The sequence below is a fragment of the Actinomycetospora corticicola genome, from assembly GCF_013409505.1.
Classification (GTDB): domain Bacteria; phylum Actinomycetota; class Actinomycetes; order Mycobacteriales; family Pseudonocardiaceae; genus Actinomycetospora; species Actinomycetospora corticicola.
Map to the genome: position 1 here is coordinate 940,750 of NZ_JACCBN010000001.1, position 23,650 is coordinate 964,399.

The 23,650-nt window shown below is 74.4% G+C and carries 23 protein-coding genes; 15 read left to right on the top strand and 8 right to left on the bottom strand.

Annotated features, from left to right (window positions below; translation table 11 throughout):
- Positions 1 to 23: 23 nt before the first annotated feature.
- Positions 24 to 575 carry a hypothetical protein gene (locus BJ983_RS04470; protein WP_179792713.1) on the bottom strand — a complete coding sequence of 184 codons (552 nt, stop codon included), beginning with the start codon at positions 573 to 575 and terminating at the stop codon, positions 24 to 26.
- A gap of 62 nt (positions 576 to 637) precedes the next feature.
- Between BJ983_RS04470 and BJ983_RS04475 the strand changes: the two genes are divergently transcribed.
- A complete protein-coding gene (locus BJ983_RS04475; RefSeq protein ID WP_179792714.1) occupies positions 638 to 1,063 on the top strand; it encodes an MOSC domain-containing protein in 426 nt (141 codons plus the stop codon).
- Here BJ983_RS04475 and BJ983_RS31490 read toward each other — a convergent pair.
- A complete protein-coding gene (locus tag BJ983_RS31490) occupies positions 1,053 to 3,239 on the bottom strand; it encodes a molybdopterin-dependent oxidoreductase (RefSeq protein WP_179792715.1) in 2,187 nt (728 codons plus the stop codon). The genes BJ983_RS04475 and BJ983_RS31490 overlap by 11 nt on opposite strands.
- Before the next feature lie 45 nt (positions 3,240 to 3,284).
- A complete protein-coding gene (locus BJ983_RS04485) occupies positions 3,285 to 3,665 on the bottom strand; it encodes a DUF6069 family protein (protein ID WP_179792716.1) in 381 nt (126 codons plus the stop codon).
- 68 nt (positions 3,666 to 3,733) lie between these two features.
- On the opposite strand from BJ983_RS04485, the gene BJ983_RS04490 reads away from it, so the two are divergent.
- The gene (locus BJ983_RS04490; RefSeq protein WP_179792717.1) at positions 3,734 to 4,234 is read left to right on the top strand and encodes a MarR family winged helix-turn-helix transcriptional regulator; all 501 of its coding nucleotides are present in this window, start codon (positions 3,734 to 3,736) and stop codon (positions 4,232 to 4,234) included.
- Between the two features lie 258 nt (positions 4,235 to 4,492).
- Here BJ983_RS04490 and BJ983_RS04495 read toward each other — a convergent pair whose 3' ends face one another.
- Positions 4,493 to 5,332, bottom strand: a complete 840-nt coding sequence (locus BJ983_RS04495; RefSeq protein WP_179792718.1) for an alpha/beta hydrolase — start codon at positions 5,330 to 5,332, stop codon at positions 4,493 to 4,495.
- Between the two features lie 226 nt (positions 5,333 to 5,558).
- Here BJ983_RS04495 and BJ983_RS04500 point away from each other — a divergent pair, with 226 nt between their 5' ends.
- Positions 5,559 to 6,878, top strand: coding sequence for a bifunctional o-acetylhomoserine/o-acetylserine sulfhydrylase (locus BJ983_RS04500; protein ID WP_179792719.1), 1,320 nt, complete (start codon positions 5,559 to 5,561; stop codon positions 6,876 to 6,878).
- Between the two features lie 62 nt (positions 6,879 to 6,940).
- A complete protein-coding gene (gene metX, locus BJ983_RS04505) occupies positions 6,941 to 8,071 on the top strand; it encodes a homoserine O-acetyltransferase MetX (protein WP_343054437.1) in 1,131 nt (376 codons plus the stop codon).
- On the opposite strand, the gene BJ983_RS04510 is transcribed toward metX, so the two are convergent.
- Entirely contained in the window at positions 8,022 to 8,444 is a 423-nt protein-coding gene (locus tag BJ983_RS04510) for an ArsR/SmtB family transcription factor (RefSeq protein WP_343053717.1), read from the bottom strand. The two genes, metX and BJ983_RS04510, sit on opposite strands and share 50 nt — an antisense overlap.
- Before the next feature lie 113 nt (positions 8,445 to 8,557).
- On the opposite strand from BJ983_RS04510, the gene BJ983_RS04515 reads away from it, so the two are divergent.
- The 3 genes from BJ983_RS04515 (at position 8,558) to BJ983_RS32085 (ending at position 11,129) form a co-directional block, all read left to right on the top strand.
- Complete coding sequence (locus tag BJ983_RS04515; RefSeq protein WP_179792720.1) at positions 8,558 to 9,298, top strand: alpha/beta fold hydrolase; 741 nt, start codon at positions 8,558 to 8,560, stop codon at positions 9,296 to 9,298.
- Positions 9,299 to 9,320: 22 nt separating this feature from the next.
- Positions 9,321 to 10,217, top strand: coding sequence for an oxidoreductase (locus BJ983_RS04520; protein WP_179792721.1), 897 nt, complete (start codon positions 9,321 to 9,323; stop codon positions 10,215 to 10,217).
- Positions 10,218 to 10,295: 78 nt separating this feature from the next.
- The gene (locus tag BJ983_RS32085; protein ID WP_179792722.1) at positions 10,296 to 11,129 is read left to right on the top strand and encodes a hotdog domain-containing protein; all 834 of its coding nucleotides are present in this window, start codon (positions 10,296 to 10,298) and stop codon (positions 11,127 to 11,129) included.
- Positions 11,130 to 11,178: 49 nt separating this feature from the next.
- On the opposite strand, the gene BJ983_RS04530 is transcribed toward BJ983_RS32085, so the two are convergent.
- Positions 11,179 to 11,805: a VC0807 family protein gene (locus tag BJ983_RS04530; RefSeq protein ID WP_179792723.1), complete on the bottom strand. Its 627-nt coding sequence runs from the start codon at positions 11,803 to 11,805 to the stop codon at positions 11,179 to 11,181.
- Between the two features lie 66 nt (positions 11,806 to 11,871).
- Between BJ983_RS04530 and BJ983_RS04535 the strand changes: the two genes are divergently transcribed.
- From BJ983_RS04535 to BJ983_RS04570, 8 genes are all read left to right on the top strand, one after another.
- The gene (locus tag BJ983_RS04535) at positions 11,872 to 12,729 is read left to right on the top strand and encodes a PaaX family transcriptional regulator C-terminal domain-containing protein (RefSeq protein WP_179792724.1); all 858 of its coding nucleotides are present in this window, start codon (positions 11,872 to 11,874) and stop codon (positions 12,727 to 12,729) included.
- Positions 12,730 to 13,005: 276 nt separating this feature from the next.
- Positions 13,006 to 14,196: an LLM class flavin-dependent oxidoreductase gene (locus tag BJ983_RS04540; RefSeq protein WP_179792725.1), complete on the top strand. Its 1,191-nt coding sequence runs from the start codon at positions 13,006 to 13,008 to the stop codon at positions 14,194 to 14,196.
- A 189-nt stretch (positions 14,197 to 14,385) separates the two neighbouring features.
- Positions 14,386 to 15,651, top strand: coding sequence for a precorrin-6y C5,15-methyltransferase (decarboxylating) subunit CbiE (cbiE, locus tag BJ983_RS04545; RefSeq protein WP_179792726.1), 1,266 nt, complete (start codon positions 14,386 to 14,388; stop codon positions 15,649 to 15,651).
- Positions 15,648 to 16,391 carry a precorrin-4 C(11)-methyltransferase gene (gene cobM / locus BJ983_RS04550; protein WP_179792727.1) on the top strand — a complete coding sequence of 248 codons (744 nt, stop codon included), beginning with the start codon at positions 15,648 to 15,650 and terminating at the stop codon, positions 16,389 to 16,391. The genes cbiE and cobM overlap by 4 nt, the downstream gene beginning before the upstream one ends.
- 77 nt (positions 16,392 to 16,468) lie before the next feature.
- Positions 16,469 to 17,185, top strand: coding sequence for a cobalt-precorrin-6A reductase (locus BJ983_RS04555; protein ID WP_179792728.1), 717 nt, complete (start codon positions 16,469 to 16,471; stop codon positions 17,183 to 17,185).
- Positions 17,186 to 17,243: 58 nt separating this feature from the next.
- The gene (locus BJ983_RS04560; protein ID WP_179792729.1) at positions 17,244 to 18,653 is read left to right on the top strand and encodes an MFS transporter; all 1,410 of its coding nucleotides are present in this window, start codon (positions 17,244 to 17,246) and stop codon (positions 18,651 to 18,653) included.
- A 37-nt stretch (positions 18,654 to 18,690) separates the two neighbouring features.
- Positions 18,691 to 20,538, top strand: coding sequence for a helix-turn-helix domain-containing protein (locus tag BJ983_RS04565; RefSeq protein WP_218890102.1), 1,848 nt, complete (start codon positions 18,691 to 18,693; stop codon positions 20,536 to 20,538).
- A 70-nt stretch (positions 20,539 to 20,608) separates the two neighbouring features.
- Positions 20,609 to 21,703: an LLM class flavin-dependent oxidoreductase gene (locus BJ983_RS04570; RefSeq protein WP_179792731.1), complete on the top strand. Its 1,095-nt coding sequence runs from the start codon at positions 20,609 to 20,611 to the stop codon at positions 21,701 to 21,703.
- 80 nt (positions 21,704 to 21,783) lie between these two features.
- Here the strand turns inward: BJ983_RS04570 and BJ983_RS04575 are convergent, their stop codons facing one another.
- Together BJ983_RS04575 and BJ983_RS04580 are read right to left on the bottom strand one after the other, a co-directional pair.
- Entirely contained in the window at positions 21,784 to 22,995 is a 1,212-nt protein-coding gene (locus BJ983_RS04575) for an MFS transporter (protein ID WP_179792732.1), read from the bottom strand.
- Entirely contained in the window at positions 22,992 to 23,624 is a 633-nt protein-coding gene (locus tag BJ983_RS04580) for a hypothetical protein (protein ID WP_179792733.1), read from the bottom strand. Before BJ983_RS04580 ends, BJ983_RS04575 begins: the two co-directional genes overlap by 4 nt.
- Positions 23,625 to 23,650 lie beyond the last annotated feature (26 nt).

Consider the following 23,650-nt stretch of genomic DNA (forward strand, 5'->3'; position numbering starts at 1 on the left):
CGCCGTCGGCAGCGCCGTGCTGCTCAGAGCAGATCCACCCGCAGCCGCCCGTCGGCGTCGAACAGCTCGCGGCACCCGTCGACGAACTCCGCCCGGGTGCGCACGGCGAGCTCCGGCCACTGCTCGCGCGGCACGCACAGCGGGCCGTCCGAGCCGAGGAACGCGTTCATGCCGTGCAGCGCGATCCAGCGCGGGTCGTACGTGCTCGCCGTCGCCGCGTCCCACACCCCGACCCGCTCGACCAGTCCCGGCAACAGACCCGGCTCGGCGAACGCCCACCGGTTGATCGGCGGGCCGTGCGCCTCCGAGAGCGCGCCGCAGGCCGCCGACGCCGTGGGATCGGTGCACCGGTGCGCGTCGAACCGGGCCCGGAGCTGGCCCGCGTAGAACCAGAAGGCGCCGGTCTCGTGGTGCCCGTCGGCGAAGACCACCGACGCCATCGCCATCAGCACGGCCGGGCACCAGCGCTCCGGGGTGGCCAGGATCCGCGCGACCGCGGCGGCCCGGGTGGGCGTGCCGAGGTCGGCGAGGACCGCGAGCTGGTCGGACATGTCGATCGCGTCGTACTCGCTCATGGCCTCGACCCTGGTCGCGGCGTCGCCGACCGTCCTCCGTACGACTACCTACCCTGGAGCCCGTGATCGTCGCGGCCCTCCACATCGCTTCGGAGCGGAAGGCACCGATGGAGCCCGTGGAGCGCATCGAGTGCGAGGCCGGGGCGGGCGTCGTCGGCGACCGCTACCACGGCACCCGCCACCGCCACGTCTCCGTGCAGTCGCTCGAGGAGCTCGCCGAGGCGGCCGAGGCCCGCGGCGCCCCGGTCCCCGCCGGCGCCACCCGCCGCACCGTCACCGTCGACTCCGGCCGCGTCCCCACGACACCGGGCGCCCGCATCCACCTCGGCGACGTCGAGCTCGAGGTCGTCCGCAAGGCCGCGCCGTGCCGCGTCATGGAGACCTCCGTCGGTCCCGGCGCGGCCCGTGCGATGCACGAGCGCGGCGGGGCGATCTGCCGGGTCCTGACGTCGGGGGTGGTCGAGCTGGGAGCCCCCGTCAGCTGGTGACGGTGGCGCGCGCGACGGTCACCTCGTGGGCGAGCATCACGGCCTGGCCGCTCACCGGGTCGAGGTGGGCGGCCCCGCCCGGGATGACGTCGTTGACGTTGACCCCCGGCAGGGCCCGGGCCCGCCGCGGTCCCGCCCCGGCGTGGCCCCAGCCGTGCGGCACGACGACGACGCCAGGTGCGACGTCGGTGGTGAGCGAGACCGGCAGGGCGATCCGCCCGGTCGGGCTCGACACCTCGACGAGGTCCCCGTCGTCGATGCCCCGCGCCGCCCCGTCGTCGGGATGGAGCAGTGCGGTGTTGCCGTCGGGCTGACGGATGTGGCTGCTGTTGTGCATCCACGAGTTGTGCGAGCGGCGATCGCGGCGGCCGACGAGCCGCAGCACGCCGGGGCGGGCGAGGTCGGCCTCGGTGGCCTCGAGGCGCGCGATGTCGGCGAGCAGGTCGGCGGGCGCGAGGTCGACCAGACCGTCGGAGGTCGCCACCCGCCGTCCGAGGAAGGACCCCGGTTCGGTCGGCGGCAGCAGCACACCCTCGGGGTGCCGCTGCAGTTCGCCGAGCGTGGTCCGGCCGCCCCAGCGCAGGAGCAGCGCGACGACCTGGTCCGGGCCGACATGCAGCCGACCGCGCAGGCGTCCGGGCAGGCGGGCGAGGAGCCGGTCCAGCCAGGGCAGGACGTGCGCCGCGGTCGTGCCCCAGGGTCGGACCCCGGCCGCGAGGGCGAGGTCGGAGAAGATCCGCCACTCGGTGCGACGTTCGCCGAGCGGCGCGACGACGGGCGGGGTCCACTGCGCATGCGGCACGACCTGCAGCGACTGGTGCGAGGCGGGGAAGTCACTGCGTTCGAGCATGTCGGTGGCCGGGAGCACGTAGTCGGCGTGGGCGGCCGTCTCGTTGCGGTAGAGGTCGACGCTGACGAGCAGGTCGAGCTGCGGCAGCGCGTCGCGCAGCTCGCCGCCCGGCACCGAGTGGACGGGGTTGCCCGCCGTCACGAACAGCGCCCGCACCCGGTCCGGGTGGTCGGTGGTGATCTCCCCGGCGAGGGCGCCGACCGGGAACGCCCCGGCGACCCGGTGCCAGCGGCCGTCGGTGGTGCGGTGTTCGTCGAACCGACCGAGGCCGATCAGGCCGGCCAGGCGCACGGTGTCGACGGCGCCGCGGGGTACGAGCAGCCCGCCGCGCCGGTCGAGGTTGCCGGTGAGCAGGTTCAGGCCCTGGATCAGCCAGTAGGCGATCGAGCCGAACGGCCCCATGTTGACCCCGGTCGAGCAGTACAGGGCCGCGCCGTCGGCGGCCGCGTACGCCCGGGCGAGCTCCCGGATCGTCGCGGCCGGGATCCCGGTGACCGCCTCGGCGCGCTCGGGCGTCCAGGGAGCCGCGACCGCGACGAACTCGTTGGCGCCGCGTGCGACCCGGCGGGCGGGCGCCAGGTCGAGGTCGTCCTCGTGGGCCAGGACGTGCAGCATCGCGGCGAGCAGGTAGGCGTCGGTACCCGGGCGGATCGGCAGGTGCTCGCCGACGCGTCGGGCGGTCTCCGTGCGACGCGGGTCGACGATCACGACGCGTCCGCCGCGCTCCTCGATGCGCTGCAGCACGCCCGCGGCGTCGGCGACGGTGACGACCGACATCTGGCTGACCAGCGGGTTCGTCCCGAGACAGACGAACATCTCGACGTGGGAGAGGTCGGGCACCGGGTGGACGAGGGAGAGCCCGTACATCTCGGTCGAGACGTGGAACTTCGTGTTGACGTCGACGGAGTGCGACGCGAACACGTTGGGGCTGCCCAGCGCCTCGACGAAGGCCGCCGACATCGTGGTGTGCGCGAAGGAGAAGAAGGTCGGGTTGCCCTGGTAGAGCGCGACCGACCGTGCCCCGTGCCGGTCGACCAGGCCCCGCACCCGGGCACCGATCTCGGTCAGCGCCTGGTCCCAGCCGATCGGCACCAGCTCGCCGTCCACGCGCTTGAGCGGGGTGTCGAGCCGGTCCTCGTCGTGGTGCAGCGCTCCGAGCCCGAGGCCCTTGACGCAGCAGTACCCCTGCGAGACCGGGTGCTCCCGGTCGGGCCGCACCTTCACGACCTTCTCGCCCGCGGGCGTGTCGGCCACGTCCACCACGAGGCCGCAGTGCACCTCGCAGATGCGGCAGAAGGTGCGGACGCTGCGGGTCGGGGCGCTCACCCGGCCGACCCTAGATCGTCGGGCGCGCCGCCAGGGCGGTCCTGGTCACCGCATCGTCGGGCGCAGTGCGACGACGACGGCCGTCGCGATGACGGCGTGCATCAGCATCAGGCCGACGACGTTCGCGAGGGTCGCGCCCTGGCCGAGCAGCAGCAGGTCCGGGATCCACGTCAGCGCGAGCACCACCGGCACGACGACGGGCAGGGCTCGCGGCGCGATCCGGCGGACGGCGAACCAGCCCGCCGTGCCGAGCAGGACGCCGACCACGGTGGCGGGCAGGAACACCGACGGCTGCAGGCCCATCCCGATGCCGCCGGCGTCGAGGGTGCTCGCGACGAGGGCGACGAGCAGGTTGACGACGGCGGCCGCGACGAGCGCGACGCCGAGCCGGGCGGGGATCGGGGTGGTGCGGACGGCGGTCGTCATGACGGAGCTCTTCGGGTTGCGTGTGCAACTCGAAGTCTGCGGCGGGTTGCCTGTTAAAGTCAACGGCCATGGAGGAACCGCGCTGGCTCGACGACGAGGAGCGCCCGGCCTGGATCGCGCTCTGCAAGACGCTGATGACGCTGCCGGGGGCGCTGGAGAGCCAACTGCTGCGCGACGCGGACCTGACGCTCTTCGGCTACATGATCCTGGCGCGGCTCTCGCTCTCCGAGGGCGGGCAGAAGCGGATGAGCGACATCGCGGAGATGGCCAACGGGTCGCTCCCGCGCACGTCGCACGCGGTCGCGCGGCTCGAGGACCGCGGCTGGGTGACGCGGACGGTGTGCACCGGGCAGGGCCGCCGGTTCACGGTCGCGACGCTCACCGACGCCGGGCGCGCCCACCTGGAGGCGGCCGCCCCGGCCCACGTGGCCGAGGTTCGGCGTCTCGTCGTCGACCCGCTCGGCGGGGACCTGCTCGCCGTGGGCGCGGCGATGGAGCGCGTGGTCGCCGCGCTCGGTTTGCCGGCGGGGTCGCTCGCCCCGGACGCCCAGGTGGGCGCTCGGCGGTGACCTCGTGGCCGGCATCGTCGGGCACAACTGGCCGGCCGACCCGACGTCGGACGGCGCGTCACGGTGCCTCGGGTACCGATGTCGCGTTCGCGACCGGCCGGTTCGCCGCCGACCTCGTGCTCTGCCACCACGTCGGCCACGACACCGACGACCTGGCCGGCTGCGACCCGAGGTCGAAGTCCTCCGGCGCATCCGAGTCGTGGTGACTCGGATCCGCCACCTCGGTTTCCAGGCGCCACCGTGGCGGACCGGAACGGCTCAGCGGCGCACGAGCAGCGGGACCGCCACGTCGCGCAGCGGTCCGGGCAGGGCCAACCGGGTGCAGGCGTCGAAGTGCGTGCCGCCCTCCTGCTGCAGGACGTCGGTGGGCACGCCGGGCCACGCGTCGACGAGCAGCTCCTGCTGGCGGTCGAACTCGCCCGGCTCGTCCCCGCCGCAGGTGAGCAGGAGCGGGCCGGGGCCGGTCGGGGTCATGTGGACCGGGCTCGCGTCGTGGGCGTCCTGCTCGCTCATCGCCAGCACGTCGTTGAGGTAGGAGCGACGGATGGGCTCGAGGTCGTAGAGCCCGCTGATCCCGACGACGGGTCCGACGGTGTCGGCCGGCAGGTCGTGGGCCGACCAGTCGGTCGCCATCGCGCTCGCCACCAGGTGCCCGCCCGCGGAGTGCCCGACGAGGCCGACGGAGGTGGGCAGCGCGCCGAGGTCGGCGGCCCGCCGGGCGAGCTCGGCGATCCCCGCCCGCACGTCGGCGATCACGTCCGCGACCGCCACCTCGGGTACGAGCCGGTAGTCGAGCGAGGCGAAGACCGCACCTGCCGTCAGGAAGGGCTCGGCGAGGAAGCCGAAGTGCTCCTTGTCGAGGGCCTGCCAGTACCCGCCGTGGACGAACACCACCAGCGGGGACGGCCCGCCCCCGGGTGCGGGGGAGTACACGTCCGCGGCCTGCCGGGGGTGGTCGCCGTAGGAGATCGTCAGGGGCGGGTCGGTGCGGCGCAGGGCGTCGCTGCGGTCCTGCCAGTCGGCGATGATCGCGTCGGCGTCGTCCACCAGCGCCCGCGCGTCGTACTGCGCGTCCAGCCATTCCCTCGTGGCGTCCATGGCGGGGGACTACCCGGTCCCGGCCCGGGCTCCGCCGCGTCGCGTCACACCGTCGATCGGTGGCGCGCTCGGGCCTGACCTCTAAGGTGTCGGACGTGCTCCACACCGCCGTGCTCGAGCCCGTGCGTGACGAGTTCTGGCCCAGCCGCCGGATCGACGCGTTCGACGAGTTCTGTCGACGCTGACGACCCGCCCCCGCCGAACCCCCGTCACAGGAGACCCCGTCATGAGCACCCCCGAGGACACCGCGGCCAACTGGTCGTTCGAGACCAAGCAGATCCACGCCGGCGCGGCGCCCGATCCGGCCACCAACGCCCGGGCCACGCCGATCTACCAGACCACGTCGTACACGTTCCGCGACACCCAGCACGGCTCCGACCTGTTCGCGCTGGCCGAGCCGGGCAACATCTACACGCGGATCATGAACCCGACGAACGACGTGCTCGAGCAGCGCGTCAACGCCCTCGAGGGCGGCGTCGCGGCGCTCGCCTTCGCCAGCGGCAGCGCCGCCACCACGGCGGCGATCCTCACCATCGCCGAGTCCGGCGACCACATGGTGTCGAGCCCCAGCCTCTACGGCGGCACGTACAACCTCTTCCACTACACGCTGCCGAAGATGGGCGTCGAGGTCTCCTTCGTGGAGGACCAGGACGACCTCGAGCAGTGGCGCAACGCCACCCGCCCGAACACCAAGCTGTTCTTCGCCGAGACGCTGCCGAACCCGGGCAACAACGTGCTCGACATCCGCGGCGTCGCCGACACCGCCCACGAGGTCGGCGTCCCGCTGCTCGTCGACAACACGGTGCCCACGCCCTACCTCGTGCGCCCGATCGAGCACGGCGCCGACGTCGTCATCCACTCCGCCACCAAGTTCCTCGGCGGGCACGGGACGTCGATCGCGGGTGTGGTCGTCGACGGCGGCACCTTCGCCTTCGGCGAGCACGGCGACCGCTTCCCCGGCTTCACCGAGCCCGACCCGAGCTACCACGGCCTGAAGTTCTGGGAGGCCCTCGGCCCGGGCGCGTTCGCCGCGAAGATGCGCGTGCAGCACCTCCGCGACACCGGTGCCGCGCTCAGCCCGTTCAACGCCTTCCTCGTGCTGCAGGGCATCGAGACGCTCAGCCTGCGCATGGACCGCCACGTCGCGAACGCCCAGGCGATCGCGGAGTGGCTCGAGGCGCGCGACGAGGTCGAGCAGGTCTGGTACGCGGGCCTCGAGTCCAGCCCGTGGCACGCCGCGCAGCAGCGCTACCTGCCGCGCGGCGCCGGCGCGATCGTGGCCTTCGAGCTGCGCGGCGGCGTCGAGGCGGGCCGGGCGTTCGTCGACGGCACCTCGCTGCACTCGCAGCTGGCCAACATCGGCGACGTGCGCAGCCTCATCGTGCACCCGGCCTCGACCACGCACAGCCAGCTCTCGGAGCCCGAGCAGCGCTCGAGCGGGGTCACCCCGGGTCTCGTGCGGCTCTCGGTCGGCATCGAGAACGTCGAGGACATCCGGGCCGACCTCGAGGCGGGCTTCACCGCGGCGAAGTCGACGACTGCGTGACCCAGCTCCTTCCCGGTGGAGTGCCCGCCGGATCGCCGGGACCTCTTCCCGACGCCGGGTCGGTGCCGGTCCTCCCTCCCGCCTCCGGTGCATGGCGGGAGGGGGACCCGGTCGGTGACCGCCGCTTCCTGACCTTGCCCGAGCCGCTCCCGCTCGAGAGCGGTGTGGCGCTGCCCGACGTCACCGTCGCCTACGAGAGCTGGGGCACCTTCACGGGCGACAACGCCGTCCTGGTGCTGCACGCCCTCACCGGGGACTCGCACGTCGTCGGGCCGGCCGGGCTCGGCCACCCGACGCCCGGCTGGTGGGCGGGGATCATCGGGCCGGGCCTGACCATCGACACCGACCGCTGGTTCGTCGTGGCCCCCAACGTGCTCGGCGGCTGCCAGGGCACCACCGGGCCGGCGTCGCCCGCGCCCGACGGGCGGCCCTGGGGCTCCCGGTTCCCGCGCATCAGCGTGCGGGACCAGGTGGCGCTCGAGGCCCGGTTCGCCGACCTGCTCGGGATCGACGCGTGGGCGTGCGTGCTCGGCGGGTCGATGGGGGGCATGCGCGCCGTCGAGTGGGCGGTGTCCTACCCGGACCGCGTCCAGCGGCTGCTGCTGCTGGCGTGCTGCGCGGCGGCGTCGGCGGACCAGATCGCGTGGGCGTCCCCGCAGCTCGCGGCCATCCGCGAGGACCCGAACTGGTGCGGCGGGGACTACCACGACCGCGGGCGCGGCCTCGGTCCGCACATCGGGCTCGGGGTGGCGCGTCGGATCGCGCACGCCACCTACCGGACGGCGGAGGAACTCGACACCCGCTTCGGGCGGCGGCCGCAGCCGGGGGAGGACCCCTACGACGCCACCGCCCCCGGGCGGTTCGCGGTGGAGTCCTACCTCGACCACCACGCCGAGAAGCTGGTGCACCGGTTCGACGCCGCGTCCTACGTCGCGCTCACCGCGGCGATGAACGGGCACGACGTCTCGCGCGGCCGGGGCACGATGGCCGAGGCCCTGGGCCGGGTCACCGCCCGCACCGTGGTCGCGGGCTCGACCACCGACCGGCTCTACCCGCTCTCACAGCAGGAGGAGCTGGCCGAGCTCATCCCGGGCGCGGGCCCGGTGGAGCGCATCGAGTCCCCGTACGGGCACGACGCGTTCCTCATCGAGACGAGGCGCCTCGCGGAGATCCTGTCGACCCTGACGGGGTGAGGGGCGCGAAGGTCTCCAGCGACCCGGCGTCGTGGATGCGGTCCAGCAGGTCCTTCACCACGGCGTCGGCGAGCCGGTAGCGCACCACGCGCCCGTCGCGGTGGGCGCTGACCAGGTTCTGCGCGCGCAGCAGGCGCAGCGCCTGGCTCGTGGTGGAGTCCTTGAGTCCGGCGGCGAGCGCGAGGTCGGACACGCAGATCTCGCCGACCTCGTGGATGCAGAGCAGCAGCGTCAGCCGCGTCGGGTCGGCGAGGAGCGCGAACCGCGAGACCCACCCGTGCATGGTCGAGGCGTCCGGCAGCGCCTCGACGGCCGCACAGACGCGGTGGTCGCCGTCCACGCCGACGGCGTCCGGGTCCCCGGTGAGATGCACGGGCGGAGTATCCCACGACCGGGTCGTGGCGCTGCGCGTCAGCGGTGGCACACGGCGGACGTCGAGCGTCAGCAGCGGCACACGGTCGTCGGATCCGGGTAGCGTGCCGGGACGTGACGGCGGAACCGGTGACGCCCGCGCCGACCCCGGTCGTGCCGCCGTTCCGCGGGAACCTGTTCGGCGAGGCCCGCTTCCAGCTGGAGTTCCTGGCGCTGCTCGCCTCCGCCGTGCACCGGGGGGTCGGCGTGCGTCCCGGCGACGGCGACCCGGTGCTGGCGGTGCCGGGGTTCCTGGCGGGCGACGCGTCGCTGGCGGTCCTCCGTGCCTGGTTGCGCCGGTGCGGGTACCGGGCCTACCGCTCGGGGATCGCCTGGAACGTGGACTGCTCCGAGGCGGCCGTGCGACGGCTGGACCGGCGGCTCACCGAGGTCGCCGAGCGCGCCGGCCGTCCCGTGACGGTGATCGGGCACAGCCGGGGCGGGCTGCTGGCGCACGCCGTCGCGGTCCGGCGCCCGAGCCGGGTCCGCCGCGTGATCACGCTCGGCAGCCCGCTGTCCTCGCCGTTCGACGCCTCGGTGCTCACGCTGGCGGCGGTCGGAGGCGCCCGGCTCGGCCAGAACCTGCTGCGCCCCGCCCGCCCGCAGTGCCTGACCGTCGACTGCCCGTGCGCCTTCGGTCGCGACCTGCGGGCCGCCGTCGCGGTGCCGCTGACCAGCATCCGCACCGTCGAGGACGGCATCGTGCGCCCGGAGTCGTGCGTGGTCGACGGTGCCGACAACCAGGCGGTGCGCGGCAGCCACATCGGCCTGTGCGTGAACCCGGAGGTCTACTCCCGGATCGCGCGTCTGCTCTGAACGGGGTGGGTAGTAGGTCCTCATGGCTCCGTGGACCTCCGCCGACATCCCCGACCAGACCGGCCGCACCTTCGTGGTGACCGGCGCGAACTCCGGCCTCGGCCTCGTCGCCGCCACCGAGCTCGTGGCGCACGGGGCGCACGTGGTGCTCGCCGTCCGGAACACCGACAAGGGCGAGCAGGCCGCGGCGCGCATCGCCGCCGACGGCGGGCCGGGGACCACGGCCGTCGAGGAGCTGGACCTCTCCGACCTGGCCTCGGTGCGGAAGTTCGCCGCCCGCCTCGACGGGCCGGTGGACGTCCTGATCAACAACGCCGGCCTCATGGCCGTCCCGTTCCAGCGCACCGTCGACGGCTTCGAGATGCAGTTCGGGACGAACGTGCTCGGCCACGTCGCGTTGACCGGGCTGCTGCTCGACCGGCTGACCGACCGCGTGGTGACCCTGTCGAGCCTGGCGCATCGGCTCGGCTCGATCCGGCTCGACGACCTCAACTGGGAGCGTCGGCGCTACCAGCGCTGGCTCGCGTACGGCCAGTCGAAGCTCGCGGACCTGATGGTCGCCTACGAGCTCGAGCGCCGCTTCGTCGCGGCGGGCTCGTCGCTGCGGTCGATGGCCGCGCACCCCGGCTACAGCGCCACCAACCTGCAGTCGCGCACCGAGTCCTTCCAGGACACGGTCATGGGCGTGCTCAACCGGATCGTCGCCCAGGGCCCGGAGATGGGGGCCCTGCCCGAGCTGTACGCGGCGACCGTGCCGGATCTGCCGGGCGGCGTGTACATCGGCCCGGACGGCCCCGCCGAGTCGTGGGGCCACCCGATCCCGGTGGGGTCGACCGCCGCGTCGCACGACCGGGATGTCCAGAAAGCGCTCCTCCTGGCCTGCGAGGAGCTGACCGGTGTGACGGTCGCCGTATCCTGACGCGGCCGTTCGGGGGACACACCTCGCAGATCGCCGCCCGACCGTCGCACCCCGCCTCCGATTGGGCATGATCGGCGCGTGAGCGACGGAGCGGAGCGCGGTGACGACGCGTCGGGCAACCCGACGCCGTTGGCCGTCCTGCGTCGGCTCGTGGCCGAGGAGTCACCGCTCGCACCCATCCACGCGGCGACGCACGCGCGGCTGACCCGGGTGGAGCGGGGCTGCTGCGAGGCCCGGATGCCCACCACGATCGGCGACGGGCTGCTCGAGTCGCTGCTGATCCTCGCGGACTTCGTCCTCGGGGTGTCGTACTCGAGCAGCCTGCGGGCGGGCGACCGGATCGTCACCGTGCGGCTCGGGGTCCAGCTCATCGGGCGACCGCTGCCGGGCGACGACCTCGTCGCCACCGGCACGCTCGACGACGCCAGTCGGGGCGTCGGCCTGAGCTCGGCCACCATCACCGACCGCGACGGCGTCACGATCGCCCGGTGCGTCGGCCGCAACGCCGTCCTGACCGACGGGCTGGCCGAGCAGTACGGCCGCACCGCCCCGCAGTGGGCGAAGCGCGCCTCGGGCTGGCGGCTGCTCATGCCGCACCGCGGGGAGGACCCCACCCGCGACGGCACCACGATGATCGCGCACCCCGACATGGCGACCCGGAACTCCGCGGGCGTCGTGCAGGGCGGGGCCCTGGCCGGCCTGGCCGCCCGGGGGCTCTCGCACGCCCTGGACACCATCCCGGACGACTTCGCGATCAGCTTCGTCCGCCCGGTCCGCCCCGGCGACCACCCGGTGATGTGCCGGGTCGTGGTCGAGCACGGGGGCCGGCGGATGCGGGTCGGCCGCGCCGAGCTCGTCGACGACCGCGGACGCCTCCTCGCGACGGCGAACGGGACCTCGTTCCGGCACTGAGGCCGGGGTTCGGGCGCTGAGGTCGGGCGTCGGGCGCCGAGGTCGGGTGTCAGGCGCTGATCGGGTCGGCGCCCTCCGCGGCCGCTGCCCGGGCTGCGCCCGCCCGGGCGGAGCGCCTGCCCCAGACCGTGGTCGCGACGACGAGGCCGCCGATCACGACCGCGGGGACCACCGCGTTCACCACGACCATCGTGGCCACCGGGAGCAGGAAGGTCAGCACGCCGCGCACCACGGCCTCGCCGAGCAGCCCGAGGCCCCACATCGCGGTCATCCCGCGCTGCGTGCGCCGGAACCCCTCGTACCGCCAGAGCCCCTCCCACCAGGCGAGACGCCCCGGATCGCCGTTGGTGGCGAAGCGGCGGCCGAAGTAGAACATCACCGGCCGCCGGGCCAGCAGGCTGCCGAGGAACACCAGGCCGATCAGCCCCGTGAGCGCCGACTCCTTGAGCAGCAGCAGCCGCGGGTCGTCGAACAGCAGCGAGGTCAGCGCCCCGATCACGATCACCGTCAGGATGAAGACGCTGAACTCGTCGAGCCGCCGCCGGAACACCACGGAGAGCACGCTGCTGAGGACCGGACCGATCGCCCCGAGCAGCAGGGCCGGGACCTCGCCGACCCCCGCACCGGTCGCGACGTCGTAGACGACGATCGGCGCGGCGATGTCCAGCACCGCCATCGACACCCAGGGAAGGACCTTCGCGAGCATCGACGCCCCCGTCGTGTGACAGAATAGCTCCCGACCGTGAGCGAGAACGTACACCGAAATCGCCGCCAGGGATCCCCCGCCGCCCTGGTCGCCGCCCTCTTCGGCACGGCGGGGCGCACCGACCTGCCCGGGCCGGCCCTCGTCGCCCTTCTCGGCGACCTCGGCCTGCGTCCCGAGGCCGCGCGCCGCGCCCTGGCCCGCATGCGCGACGCGGGTCAGCTGACCACCACCCGCCACGGTCGCCGGGTGGACCACCACCTCGCCGGCGCCTTCGGGGCCTCGGTACTGCGCCTGCGCGACGACCGCGGGCAGGTGCCGGCCTGGGACGGTGCGTTCCACACGCTGCTGCACCACGTGCCCGAGTCGGCCCGCCCGTACCGCGACCGGCTCCGCCGCGCCGCCGTGCTCGTCGGCTACGGCCCCTGGCAGCCCGGGGTGCTCCTCTGCCCGGTGGACCGCTCCGACGCGCTGCGCGAGGTGCTCGCCGACGTGCCGCCGGACGCGTCGGTCGTGCTCGGGCGGCTGGTTCCCGACGACGGGTGGGTCGGCCCGGGTGGGAGCGGCGGGACGTCGTCGACCGCCGTGGCCGCGGCGATGGCCCGCCGGGCGTGGGCGCTCGACGAGGTCGCCGACGATCTCCGGGCCCACCTCGCCCGGCTCACCGCCGTCCTCGACGATCCGGTCCCGGACGACGGGGCGGTGGCCCTCAAGCGTCTGTCCGACGCCACCGGGCCGGTGTACGTCGACCTGCTCCGCGACCCGGGGCTGCCCGCCGAGCTCGTACCGGCCGACTGGCCGGGGGCGGAGCTGCGGGCGGTACTGGGGCGGGTCGCCCTGGCCTTCCTGCCGACCGTCGTCGCCCACGTGCACGCCCGGATCGCCGCCGCGGGCTGATCCGGCCGCCCCCGAGGTTCACGTGGAGCAGGTCCCGGGGGCTCCGCCCATGCCTGGTGTGTATCTCGGCGGAGGACGGGCTGATCCGGCCGCGCCGAGATGCACGTAGCGCAGGTTCCGAGCGGCCTGGGGATGCCTGGTGTGCACCTCGGCGGCGGGGGAGGCGACCGGCGCAACGCCACCGGCACCGTCCCGGCGTCGGGAATCCCCCCATGGACATCACGGGCGCAGCCGACCTAGCGTGACCTGGCTGACACTCGACGTGGAGGAGAGCCCGTGAGCAGGCTGCGGTTCGGCACGTTCCTCGCCCCGTTCCACCGCGCCGGGGAGAACCCGACGCTCGCGCTGCAGCGCGATCTGGAACTCATCGAGCACCTCGACCGCCTCGGCGTCGACGAGGCGTGGATCGGCGAGCACCACTCGGCCGGGAGCGAGATCATCGCGTCACCGGAGATCTTCATCGCGGCCGCGGCGGAGCGCACGAAGCGCATCAAGCTGGGCACGGGCGTGACCTCGGCGGCGTACCACAACCCGCTCTGGGTGGCCGACCGGATGGTCCTGCTCGACCACCTCACGCGCGGCCGGACGATGCTCGGTGTGGGCCCCGGCTCGCTCCCGAGCGACTCGTCGATGATCGGGCTGAACCCGACCGAGACGCGCGAGCTGCTCGACGTCAACCTCGACATCATCATGCGCCTGCTGGCCGGCGAGACGGTCACCGCGCAGACCAAGACCCACAACCTCGTCGAGGCCCGCCTGCAGCTGCGGCCCTACACCGAGCCCTGCTTCGACATCGTCGTCGCCGCGGTGGCCTCGCCGACCGGGCCGCGGATGGCCGGCCGGCACGGGGTCGGCCTGCTCAACATCGGCGCGACGATGACCCAGGACGGGTTCGACGCGCTGGCCCACCACTGGAACGTGGTGAAGGAGCGTGCCGAGCACTACGGCCAGCCCGAGCCCGATCGCGACAAGTGGCGCCTCGTCGGCCTCATGCACATCGCGGAGACCAAGGAGCAGGCCTACCGCGACGTCGAGTACGGCATCGAGAACTGGTTCCGCTACTTCCAGAAGACGGCGGCGTTCCCGCAGATGGCGGTCGAGGGCGGCGACGTCAAGGAGATGATCGACTTCATCAACGAGGCCGGCATCGGCGCCATCGGTACCCCCGACGACGCGCGCGCCCAGGTCCAGCGCCTGGCCGACCAGTCGGGCGGGTTCGGCGCGATGCTGCTCCTCGGCCACGAGTGGGCCAACCCGGAGGCGACGAAGCGGTCCTGGGAACTCCTCGCGCAGAACGTCATGCCCCACTTCCAGGGCACGACGTGGGGCGGGGTGTCGCACGCCGAGTCGACCCAGCAGGCCAAGGAGCGCGCCGGGCTGCGCCGCGACGAGTACGCGGCCACCCAGCTCAGCGCCGTCGACCACATGACGCAGAAGTACGCCGACGAGGTGGCGTCGAAGAACTGACCGCCCCCTCCGTGGCAGGAAAGCGTCGTTGCTGTCGTCCAGCGGGAGGATCGCCGCATCGTCGTGGCGGTCAGCCGCCCGAGAATGTGGCATGACTGTCACTGGACGCCGGCAACGACGCTTTCCTGGCACCGGTGCGGCTAGGGTCTCGGCCGTGCTTCGCCCGACCGGACCGGCCACCCGCGCCTCGTGAGCGTCACCGTCGTCGGCATCGGCGCCGACGGGTGGCCCGGCCTCACCCCACCCGCGCGCACGGCCTGTGCGAAGGCCGCCGTCGTGCTCGGGGCCCCGCGCCAGCTCGACCTGCTGCCCACCGAGGTGACCGCCCGGCGCGAGGAGTGGCCCGCGCCGTTGATGCCGTCGTTGCCGAGCCTGCTCGAGCGTCTCGGCGGTGACGAGCTCGTCGTCCTCGCCAGCGGTGACCCGATGTTCTTCGGGATCGGCACGAGCGTCCTGCGACTGCGTCCCGACGCGACGGTGGTGCCGCATCCCTCGTCGGTCGCGTTCGCGTGCGCGCGGATGGGCTGGGCGGAGCAGGACGCCGTGGTGGTCTCGGCGGTCGGGCGCCCGCTCGAGGCGGTGCGCGCCGCCCTCGCGCCACGCCGACGACTGCTCGTGCTCGCCGACTCGGGTGCACTGCCCGGTCGGCTCGCGGCGCTGCTCGTCGGCGCCGGCTACGGCGAGGCCCGCCTGTCCGTGCTCGGGTCGCTCGGCGCCGAGCACGAGACCCGTGTCGACGGCGTCGCGGCGAGCTGGAACGCCCCCGACGGCGACCCGCTCGCGGTCGTCGCCGTCGACTGCCCCGCCCTTCCCGACGACGGGTTGCTCGGCCGGGTGCCCGGTCTCCCCGACGAGGCCTACGTGCACGACGGTCAGCTGACCAAGGCCGAGATGCGGGCCCTGTCGGTGGCCGCGCTGCGCCCGCTGCCCGGGCAGCTCCTGTGGGACGTCGGCGGGGGAGCGGGGTCCATCGGCATCGAGTGGTGTCGCGCCGAACCGACCGCGCGCGCGATCGCGGTCGAGTCCCGGGAGGACCGCGCGGCCCGGATCGCGGAGAACGCCGCAGCACTCGGGACGCCGGGGGTACGGGTCGTGCCGGGCCGCGCGCCGGGGGTGCTGGCCGGCCTCGAGGCGCCCGACGCGGTCTTCGTCGGCGGCGGGGTGTCCGCGCCCGGCATGCTCGAGGCGTGCCGACGGGCGCTGCGCCCCGGCGGGCGGCTCGTGGTCAACGCCGTGACGCTCGAGGGCGAGGCGGCGCTCGTCGCGGCGCACGCCGAGTACGGCGGCGAGGTGCGGCGGATCGCCATCTCGCGTGGCCGACCCGTGGGCCGGTACGTGGGGTGGAAGGCGCTCGCCCCGGTCACGCAGTGGGTGCTGCACGTGCGCGATGCCGGTGGTGCCCGCACCACGTCCGATCTCGGCGGGATGACCCCGCCGCCCTGGAGGCAGCAGTGACCGTCCGGTTCGTCGGCGCGGGCCCCGGGGCCGCCGACCTCATCACGATCCGCGGGCTGCGGGCGATCGCCACGAGCCCGGTGTGCCTGTACGCCGGGTCGCTCGTGCCGGAGGACCTGCTCGCCCAGTGCCCGCCGCACGCCCACAAGGTCGACACCGCCCGCCTGACCCTCGACGAGATCGTCGCCGAACTCGTCGCCGCCGACGCCGCGGGCCACGACGTCGCCCGCCTGTGTTCCGGCGACCCCGCCGTCTTCTCCGCGGTCGCCGAGCAGACCCGCCGGCTCGACGAGGCCGGGATCGCCTGGGAGATCGTGCCCGGGGTCCCCGCCTTCTCCGCCGCCGCCGCGGCGCTGCGCACCGAGCTGACCGTGCCCGGCGTCGGGCAGTCCGTCGTCCTCACCCGCGACGCCGCGAACGCCACCCCGATGCCCGAGGGCGAGTCGCTCGACGTCTGGGCCGCCACCGGCGGGACGCTCGTCCTGCACCTCGCCGTGCAGCGGTGCGCGGAGGTCGTCACCACCCTGCTGCAGCACCGCCCGCCGCACGAGCCGGTGGCCGTGGTCGCCCGCGCCTCGCGCGACGACGAGCTCGTGCTGCGCGGCACGCTCGCCGACATCGCGGAGCAGGTCGAGGCCGCCGGGGTGAAGCGGACCGCGGTGATCGTGGTCGGACCCGTCGTCGGGCGGGACACGGGCTGCGAGTCGCACCTCTACTCGGCGCAGCGCGTTCGTCCGTGAGCGAGCCCGGCCCTCCGAGCGAACGGCACTCTCGCGCAGCTAGAAGCTGCGAGAGTGCCGCTCGTTCAGGACGGCGGGTGCTCGTCCTCGGCGGCACCGCCGAGGCGCGGGCGCTCGCCGACGTCCTGACCGCCCGCGGCCACCCCGTCACCACCTCCCTCGCCGGGCGCACCCGCGATCCCCGGCTGCCCGCCGGAGAGATCCGCTCGGGCGGGTTCGGGGGAGCGGCCGGCCTCGCAACGGCGCTGGAGCACACCGACCTGCTCGTCGACGCCACCCACCCCTTCGCCGCGCGCATGACCGACCACGCCGCGCAGGCCGCCGCCGCCACCGGCACGCCCTGGGTGGTGCTGCGCCGACCCGGCTGGACCGAGCAGCCCGGCGACCGCTGGCACCGGGTCCCGACGACGGGTGCCGCGTCCGGCGAGCTCGGCCACGCCCAGAGCGTCTTCCTCGCGATCGGACGTCAGGGCGTGCATCACTTCGTCCACCTCGACCACGTCCGCCTCGTCCGCGCCATCGAGCCGCCGGACGTCCTGCCACCGCACGCCCACCTGATCCTCCGACGCGGACCGTTCGCCCTGGAGGACGAGCGCGCGCTGCTCGCGGAGCACCGGATCGACACGATCGTCGCGAAGGACTCCGGCGGCGCCACGGAGGCCAAGCTGATCGCGGCGCGGGAGGCGGGCCTCGTCGTCGTGCTGGTGGATCGCCCTGCGCCGCCCGGGGGAGCGGTGGTCGTCGAGGACGTCGACAGCGCCGTCGAGTGGGTCGAGAGCACACCGATCCACTGACCTGACGTACCGCGAGCACACGGTGCGGCGGGTCACGGAGGTCCTAGTGTCGCCGGTCATGTCCTCCGTGTCCGAATCCGGCAACCCCGGAACGCCACCCACCGAACGCCGCTCCGTGGTCCGCATCGTGGCCGCGAGCATGCTCGGCACCACCGTCGAGTGGTACGACTTCTTCCTCTACGGCGTCGCCGCCGCCGTCGTCTTCCCGGCCGTGTTCTTCCCGGCCGCCGACCCCGTCGCGGGCACCCTGCTGTCCTTCGGCACGTTCGCCATCGGGTTCATCGCCCGACCGCTCGGCGGCCTCGTCTTCGGCCACTACGGCGACAAGATCGGCCGCAAGAAGCTGCTGGTCCTGAGCCTGCTCATGATGGGGATCTCGACGTTCCTCATCGGCGTGCTGCCCAGCTACGCGACCGCCGGGGTCCTCGCCCCGACCCTGCTCATCCTCCTGCGCCTGATCCAGGGCTTCGCGCTCGGCGGCGAGTGGGGCGGCGCGGTCCTCATCGTGTCCGAGCACGGGGACGCGAGGAACCGTGGGTTCTGGGCCAGCTGGCCGCAGGCCGGGGCGCCCGCCGGGCAGCTGCTCGCGAACGGGCTGCTGGCCGCGCTCGCCGTGTTCCAGTCCGAGGAGGCGTTCCTCGCCTGGGGTTGGCGCATCCCGTTCCTGCTCTCCGCCGTCCTCGTGCTGATCGGGCTCTACGTCCGGCTCTCGGTCGAGGAGTCACCGATCTTCCAGGCCGCTCGCGCGAAGGCCGAGGCGGCTGCCGAGGGAGCTCCGCCGGCCCCGCCCATCCTCGAGGTGATCAGGCGGTACCCGCGCGAGGTGCTGGTCGCGATGGGCGCCCGGTTCGCCGAGAACGTCTCGTACTACCTGTTCACCATCGTCATCTCGACGTACATGAAGCAGCAGTACGGCCTGCCGTCGTCGTTCGTGCTCAACGCCGTGCTGATCGGCGCCGCCGTGCACATCGTGACGATCCCGCTCTGGGGCGCGGTGTCCGACCGGATCGGCCGTCGCCCGACCTACGTGATCGGCGCGGTCGGCGTCGGGGTGTGGGGCTTCGCGTTCTTCGGCCTGCTCGACACGCAGAGCTTCGGGCTGACCGCGCTCGCCGTCGTGATCGGCCTCGTGTTCCACGGCGCGATGTACGGGCCGCAGGCGGCGTTCCTGTCCGAGCTGTTCGGCACGCGCGTGCGCTACTCCGGGGTGTCGATCGGCTACCAGCTGGCCTCCGTCGCCGCGGGCGGGCTCGCGCCGATCATCGCGGTCGCCCTGCTGGGTGCCACCGGCTCGGGCCAGTCGATCGCGGCCTACCTCGCGGTGTGCTCGGTGATCACGCTCGTCGCGGTGTTCTCCTACTCCGAGACGCGCGACCGCGACCTCGGGGCGGACGACGGGGTCGTCACCGGGGCGAGCGGAGCGACGGGGGATGGTTCCGAGCCGACCCGACCCGCCGTCGGGACGTAGCGGGCCGGGGCGAGCGGAGCGACGGGGGAGAGGGCTGGTGCCCAGGGCGTCCGGGGTGCTCCCATGCACCGTGCTCGTGGACGCCCTGCGGCTGCTCGCCGCCGACGGCCCGGCCGCCGACCTCGAACGCGCCGCGGCGTCGCTCGCGGGCTCCGACCCGGAGACGGCGGCGCTGGTACTGCGCGTGCGGGCGACGATCGAGGCGGGCCGGCGGCGGGAGGCCGAGCTCGCGGCGCTGGTCGACACCGCGCGCGACCTCGCGGGCGAATCCGACCCCGGTCTCGTCCTCGACGCGATCGTCCGACGGGCCCGGGCGCTGCTCGGCACCGACGTCGCCTACCTGACCCTCTACGACGCCGGGCGCGGCGACACCTTCATGCGCGCGACGGCGGGCTCGGTGTCGGCCGCGTTCCAGGGGCTGCGGCTGCCGGTCGGGGCGGGCCTCGGCGGCCTGGTGGCGCAGTCCCGGCACGCGCACTGGACCACCCGCTACCCGGCCGACCCCCGCTACCGGCACACGGACGAGATCGACGCGGCGGTGTCCGAGGAGGGGATCGTCGCGATCTGCGGGACGCCGCTGCTGGTCGGCGAGGAGTTCGTCGGGGTGCTGTTCGCCGCGAACCGCTCCGCACGTCCCTTCACCCCCGACGACGTCGCCCTGCTCGGCTCGCTCGCGGCCCTCGCGGCCGTGTCGCTCACCCAGACCCGGGCGGCCGCGGAGACGGCGACGGCCCTGGCGGGGCTGCGGGCCGCGCACGCCGACCTCGCCCGGGCGGCGGACGCGCACGACCGGTTCGCCGCGCTCGTCCTCGGCGGCGGCGACGTCACCGACCTCGCCGCCGCCCTCGCCGACCTGCTGGACGGGTGGGTGCGGGTGGTCGACGACGGCGGGGCGCCGATCGCGACGGCCGGTCCGGTCCCGGACGACCTCGACGTCGCCGCCTGTGTGCACGCCGCAGCGGCCGACCCCGGCCGGCTCGTGGCGGTCGCTGGTGCGGAGGCCGTGACGGTCGTGGCCGCCCACCAGCAGCTCGCCACCCTCGTCGTCGCCCCGCCCGCCCCCGGTGCCGCCTCGCAGGGGCCCCGCTCCCGGATCGTCGAGCGCGCGGCCACCGTCAGCGCGCTGGTCCTGCTCTTCCGGGCGCAGGCCTCGGAGTCCGAGCAGCGCCACCGCGGGGAGGCGCTGCTCGAACTGCTGGGCGGCGACACCCCGAGCGCCGCCCTGCGCGACCGGGTCCGCGCCCTGGGCGTCGAGATCCGCCGCCCGCACCGGGTCCTCGTCGCCCGGTGCGCCGAGCACGAACGCGCGCGCCTGGCCGTCGACGCCGCCCACGCGGTCGGCCGGTCCGGGCTGGTGGCGGAGCGCCCCGACGCGGTGGTCGTGCTCCTTCCCGACGACGAGGCGGGTCGGCTGGCCGAGGACCTCGCCCGTCCGGCGTCGGACGGGTCGGCCCCGGTGACCGTCGGGGTGTCCGAGCCGGTGCTCCCGGCCGAGGGGCTGGTCGGGGCGGCCGCCGACGCCCGCCGGGCGGCCGAGGCGCTCGTGGCGCTCGGCCGGGAAGGGCGGGCCGGGTCGGTCGCCGAGCTGGGCTTCGCGGCCCTCCTGCTCTCGCGCAGCCCCGACGTCGGCGGATACGTGGAGAGCGTGCTCGGGCCGCTCCTCGAGCACGACCGTCGCCGCGGCACCGACCTCGTCGGCACCCTCGCGGCCTGGTTCGCCGCCGGCCGGTCCCCGACGCGGGCGGCGAGCACGCTGCACGTGCACGTCAACACGGTCACCCAACGGCTGGACCGGGTCCGCGCGGTGCTGGGGGAGGACTGGCAGGACCCCGAGCGCACCCTCGAGCTGCACCTCGCGCTGCGGCTGCGGGGCCTGGCGCGCTGAGGGAATGCGGTGGGACCCCGCGGAGTTGGGGCGGCTAGAGTAGTTGACAGTTCAACTTCAGGAGGTCGTCATGCAGTTCGGGGTCTTCACCGTCGGCGACGTGACGCCCGACCCGACCACGGGCCGCGAGCCGACCGAGGCCGAGCGCATCCGCGCGATGGTCACGATCGCCCGCAAGGCCGAGGAGGTCGGGCTCGATGTCTTCGCGACCGGCGAGCACCACAACCCGCCGTTCGTCCCCTCGTCGCCGACCACCCTGCTCGGCCACATCGCCGCGCTCACCGAGCGGCTGGTGCTCTCGACGTCCACGACGCTGATCACGACCAACGACCCGGTCAAGATCGCCGAGGACTACGCGATGCTCCAGCACCTCGCCGAGGGCCGCGTCGACCTCATGATGGGCCGCGGGAACACCGGCCCCGTCTACCCCTGGTTCGGCCAGGACATCCGCCAGGGCATCCCGCTCGCGCTGGAGAACTACGCCCTGCTGCGCCGGCTCTGGACCGAGGACGTCGTGGACTGGGAGGGGCGGTTCCGCACGCCGCTGCACGGCTTCACCTCGACCCCGCGCCCGCTCGACGGCGTCGCCCCGTTCGTCTGGCACGGCTCGATCCGCTCGCCCGAGATCGCCGAGCAGGCCGCCTTCTACGGCGACGGCTTCTTCCACAACCACATCTTCTGGCCGGCCTCGCACACGAAGCAGATGGTCGAGTTCTACCGCCGCCGCTTCGAGCACCACGGCCACGGCTCGGCCGACCAGGCGATCGTCGGCCTCGGCGGGCAGGTGTTCATGCGGAAGAACTCGCAGGACGCCGTCAACGAGTTCCGTCCCTACTTCGACCGGGCCCCGGTCTACGGCGGAGGCCCCTCGCTCGAGGACTTCTCCTCGCAGACCCCGCTCACGGTCGGCTCCCCGCAGGAGGTCATCGACCGGACGCTGGGCTTCCGCGACTACGTCGGCGACTACCAGCGCCAGCTGTTCCTCATCGACCACGCCGGCCTGCCCCTGAAGACCGTCCTGGAGCAGATGGACCTGCTGGGCGAGGAGGTCGTGCCGGTGCTGCGCCGCGAGTTCGCCGCGCTGAAGCCCGCGCACGTCCCGGACGCGCCGACGCACGCCTCCCTGCTCGCCGCCCGCGACGCGCAGGAGCTGGCCTCCGTCTGACCCGCCCTGAACCGAACGAGCGGCACTGTCGCAGCATCTATGTGTGCGACAGTGCCGTTCGTTCACTTCGGGGGCGGCCGTCAGGAAGCCCGAGCCGGCTCCAGGTCGCGCAGCGCACCGGACGCGCCGACCACGAGCACCACGACCACCCACACCGCGACCACCGAGAACCCGGCCGCCACGGGCGACCCGACCTCCGCCACGACGCCCGCCAGCCCGATGCCCGCCGGGGCGGCCACCTGCAACAGCGCGTTCTGCAGCGAGAGCACCCGGCCGTGGGCGGCGTCGGGGATCCGCTCGGCCTGCAGCACCCCGAGGATCGCGCCGAGGGTGGCGTTCGACAGGCCGAGCACCGCGGCTCCGGCGAGCACGACGACGGGCGAGGCGAGCGTCGCGATCGCGAGGAACCCGCCCGTGGTGCCGACGAGCGCCCCGACGGTCCACCGGCCGCGGGAGCCGCGCACCCCCGCCGTCGTGAAGACCGCCGTGCCGACCAGCATGCCGAGGGCGAGCGCGGTGAGGACGAGCCCGAGGAGGTCGGGTCGGCCGAGGGCGGTGAACCAGACCGGCAGCACGAGGCCCTGGAGTCCGCCGAGGACGACGGCGAGGCCCAGGGTGAGCCCGACCGTGCCGGAGAGGAACCGGCTCCGTCGCAGGACTCGCGCACCGGCGGCCAGTTCGGCGACGACCGAGGTCCGCACCGGCGCCTCCGTGATCGCGCCGAGCCGACCCGGCAGCACGAGTGTGAGCAGCGCGGCCGCGGCCGAGGTGGCGGCGGTGACGAGCAGGACGGTGCTGCCGTCGAACACCGTGAGCAGGATGCCGGCGGCGGCCGGACCGATCACCAGGGCGATCGAGGTCATGGCCTGGCGCAGACCGACGAGGCGTTCCAGGGACACCCCCGTGTGCCGGGCGACGGCGGGCACGAGGACCTGGCGGGCGGTCAGGCCCGGGACGTCGCCGAACGCCCCGACGATCGCGAGCGCCACGAGCCAGCCCAGGGTCAGGCCCGACACCAGGTCGACCACCGGGATCGCCGCCACGGCGAGCGCGGAGACGACGTCGGCGAGGATCGAACTCGTCCGACGGTTCGTCCGGTCGATGACGACGCCCGCGGCCAGCCCCACGAGGAGGGCCGGTCCGGCGGTCGCCAGCGAGACGACCCCGACGCTCCCCGGACTGCCCGTCACCTGCAGGACGATCAGCGGGAGCGCCACCGCGGCGAGCCCGTTGCCGAGCAGGCTGAGCAGGTGGGCGCCGAGGTAGGCGAGGGCGACGACGGGCACGGTCACCGCCGCCGGTCGACGAGGCGTCCCCGCAGGGTGAGGGCACGTTCCACCGCCGCGAGGGCGCCCACCACCCCGATCACCGTCAGCCACCCCGCGGACAGCGTGTACGGCAGGACGAGCGTCCCGACCCGCTCGGCGACCTCGGGCCGGCGGGTCACGGCCTGCGCGGCGTGCAGCAGTTCGATCGCCCCGCAGGCGAGGACCAGGAGGCCCGCGACGATGCCGAGGGCGTGGCTCGTCGTCGGGAAGCGGCGGTCGAAGCCCGCGCGGCGGCCCTCGAGGGTGCGCGGATGCGGGGTCAGGGTCCGGGTCGTCCCGTCGGGCCCGACGTGGGCGACCCGCTTCAGGCCGTGCTCGTTCTCGGCGATCTCCACGACCCCGCCGGACACGGCGAAGGTCGCGGGCAGGCGGGACCGAGCGACCTGGACGCCGTCGCGGTAGAGCCTGGCGACGCCGTGCCCGGTGTTCGGGTCGGCGCCGTACCGGATGTCGACGTCGAGCCGGTGGTCCTCGAGGTCGAGCCCGAAGCGGGTCCGGGTGAACACGTGCCAGAGGCGGAACTCGGGCAGGCGGCTCCCGTCGCCGGGACGTACGCGGGCGAGCTGTCGCTGTCGGCGGAACGTGGTGAGCATGGCGCCGACGCTCGCCCGTGCCGTCG

Excerpts from the sequence above, each read along its gene's own strand:
- BJ983_RS04490 (WP_179792717.1), top strand. The coding sequence starts at position 3,734 with ATGGAGGAACCGCGCTGGCTCGACGACGAGGAGCGCCCGGCCTGGATC.
- BJ983_RS04520 (WP_179792721.1), top strand. The coding sequence starts at position 9,321 with ATGGCTCCGTGGACCTCCGCCGACATCCCCGACCAGACCGGCCGCACC.
- BJ983_RS04470 (WP_179792713.1), bottom strand. The coding sequence starts at position 575 with ATGAGCGAGTACGACGCGATCGACATGTCCGACCAGCTCGCGGTCCTC.
- BJ983_RS04500 (WP_179792719.1), top strand. The coding sequence starts at position 5,559 with ATGAGCACCCCCGAGGACACCGCGGCCAACTGGTCGTTCGAGACCAAG.
- BJ983_RS04560 (WP_179792729.1), top strand. The coding sequence starts at position 17,244 with ATGTCCTCCGTGTCCGAATCCGGCAACCCCGGAACGCCACCCACCGAA.
- BJ983_RS04580 (WP_179792733.1), bottom strand. The coding sequence starts at position 23,624 with ATGCTCACCACGTTCCGCCGACAGCGACAGCTCGCCCGCGTACGTCCC.
- BJ983_RS04485 (WP_179792716.1), bottom strand. The coding sequence starts at position 3,665 with ATGACGACCGCCGTCCGCACCACCCCGATCCCCGCCCGGCTCGGCGTC.
- BJ983_RS04570 (WP_179792731.1), top strand. The coding sequence starts at position 20,609 with ATGCAGTTCGGGGTCTTCACCGTCGGCGACGTGACGCCCGACCCGACC.
- BJ983_RS04495 (WP_179792718.1), bottom strand. The coding sequence starts at position 5,332 with ATGGACGCCACGAGGGAATGGCTGGACGCGCAGTACGACGCGCGGGCG.
- BJ983_RS04530 (WP_179792723.1), bottom strand. The coding sequence starts at position 11,805 with ATGGCGGTGCTGGACATCGCCGCGCCGATCGTCGTCTACGACGTCGCG.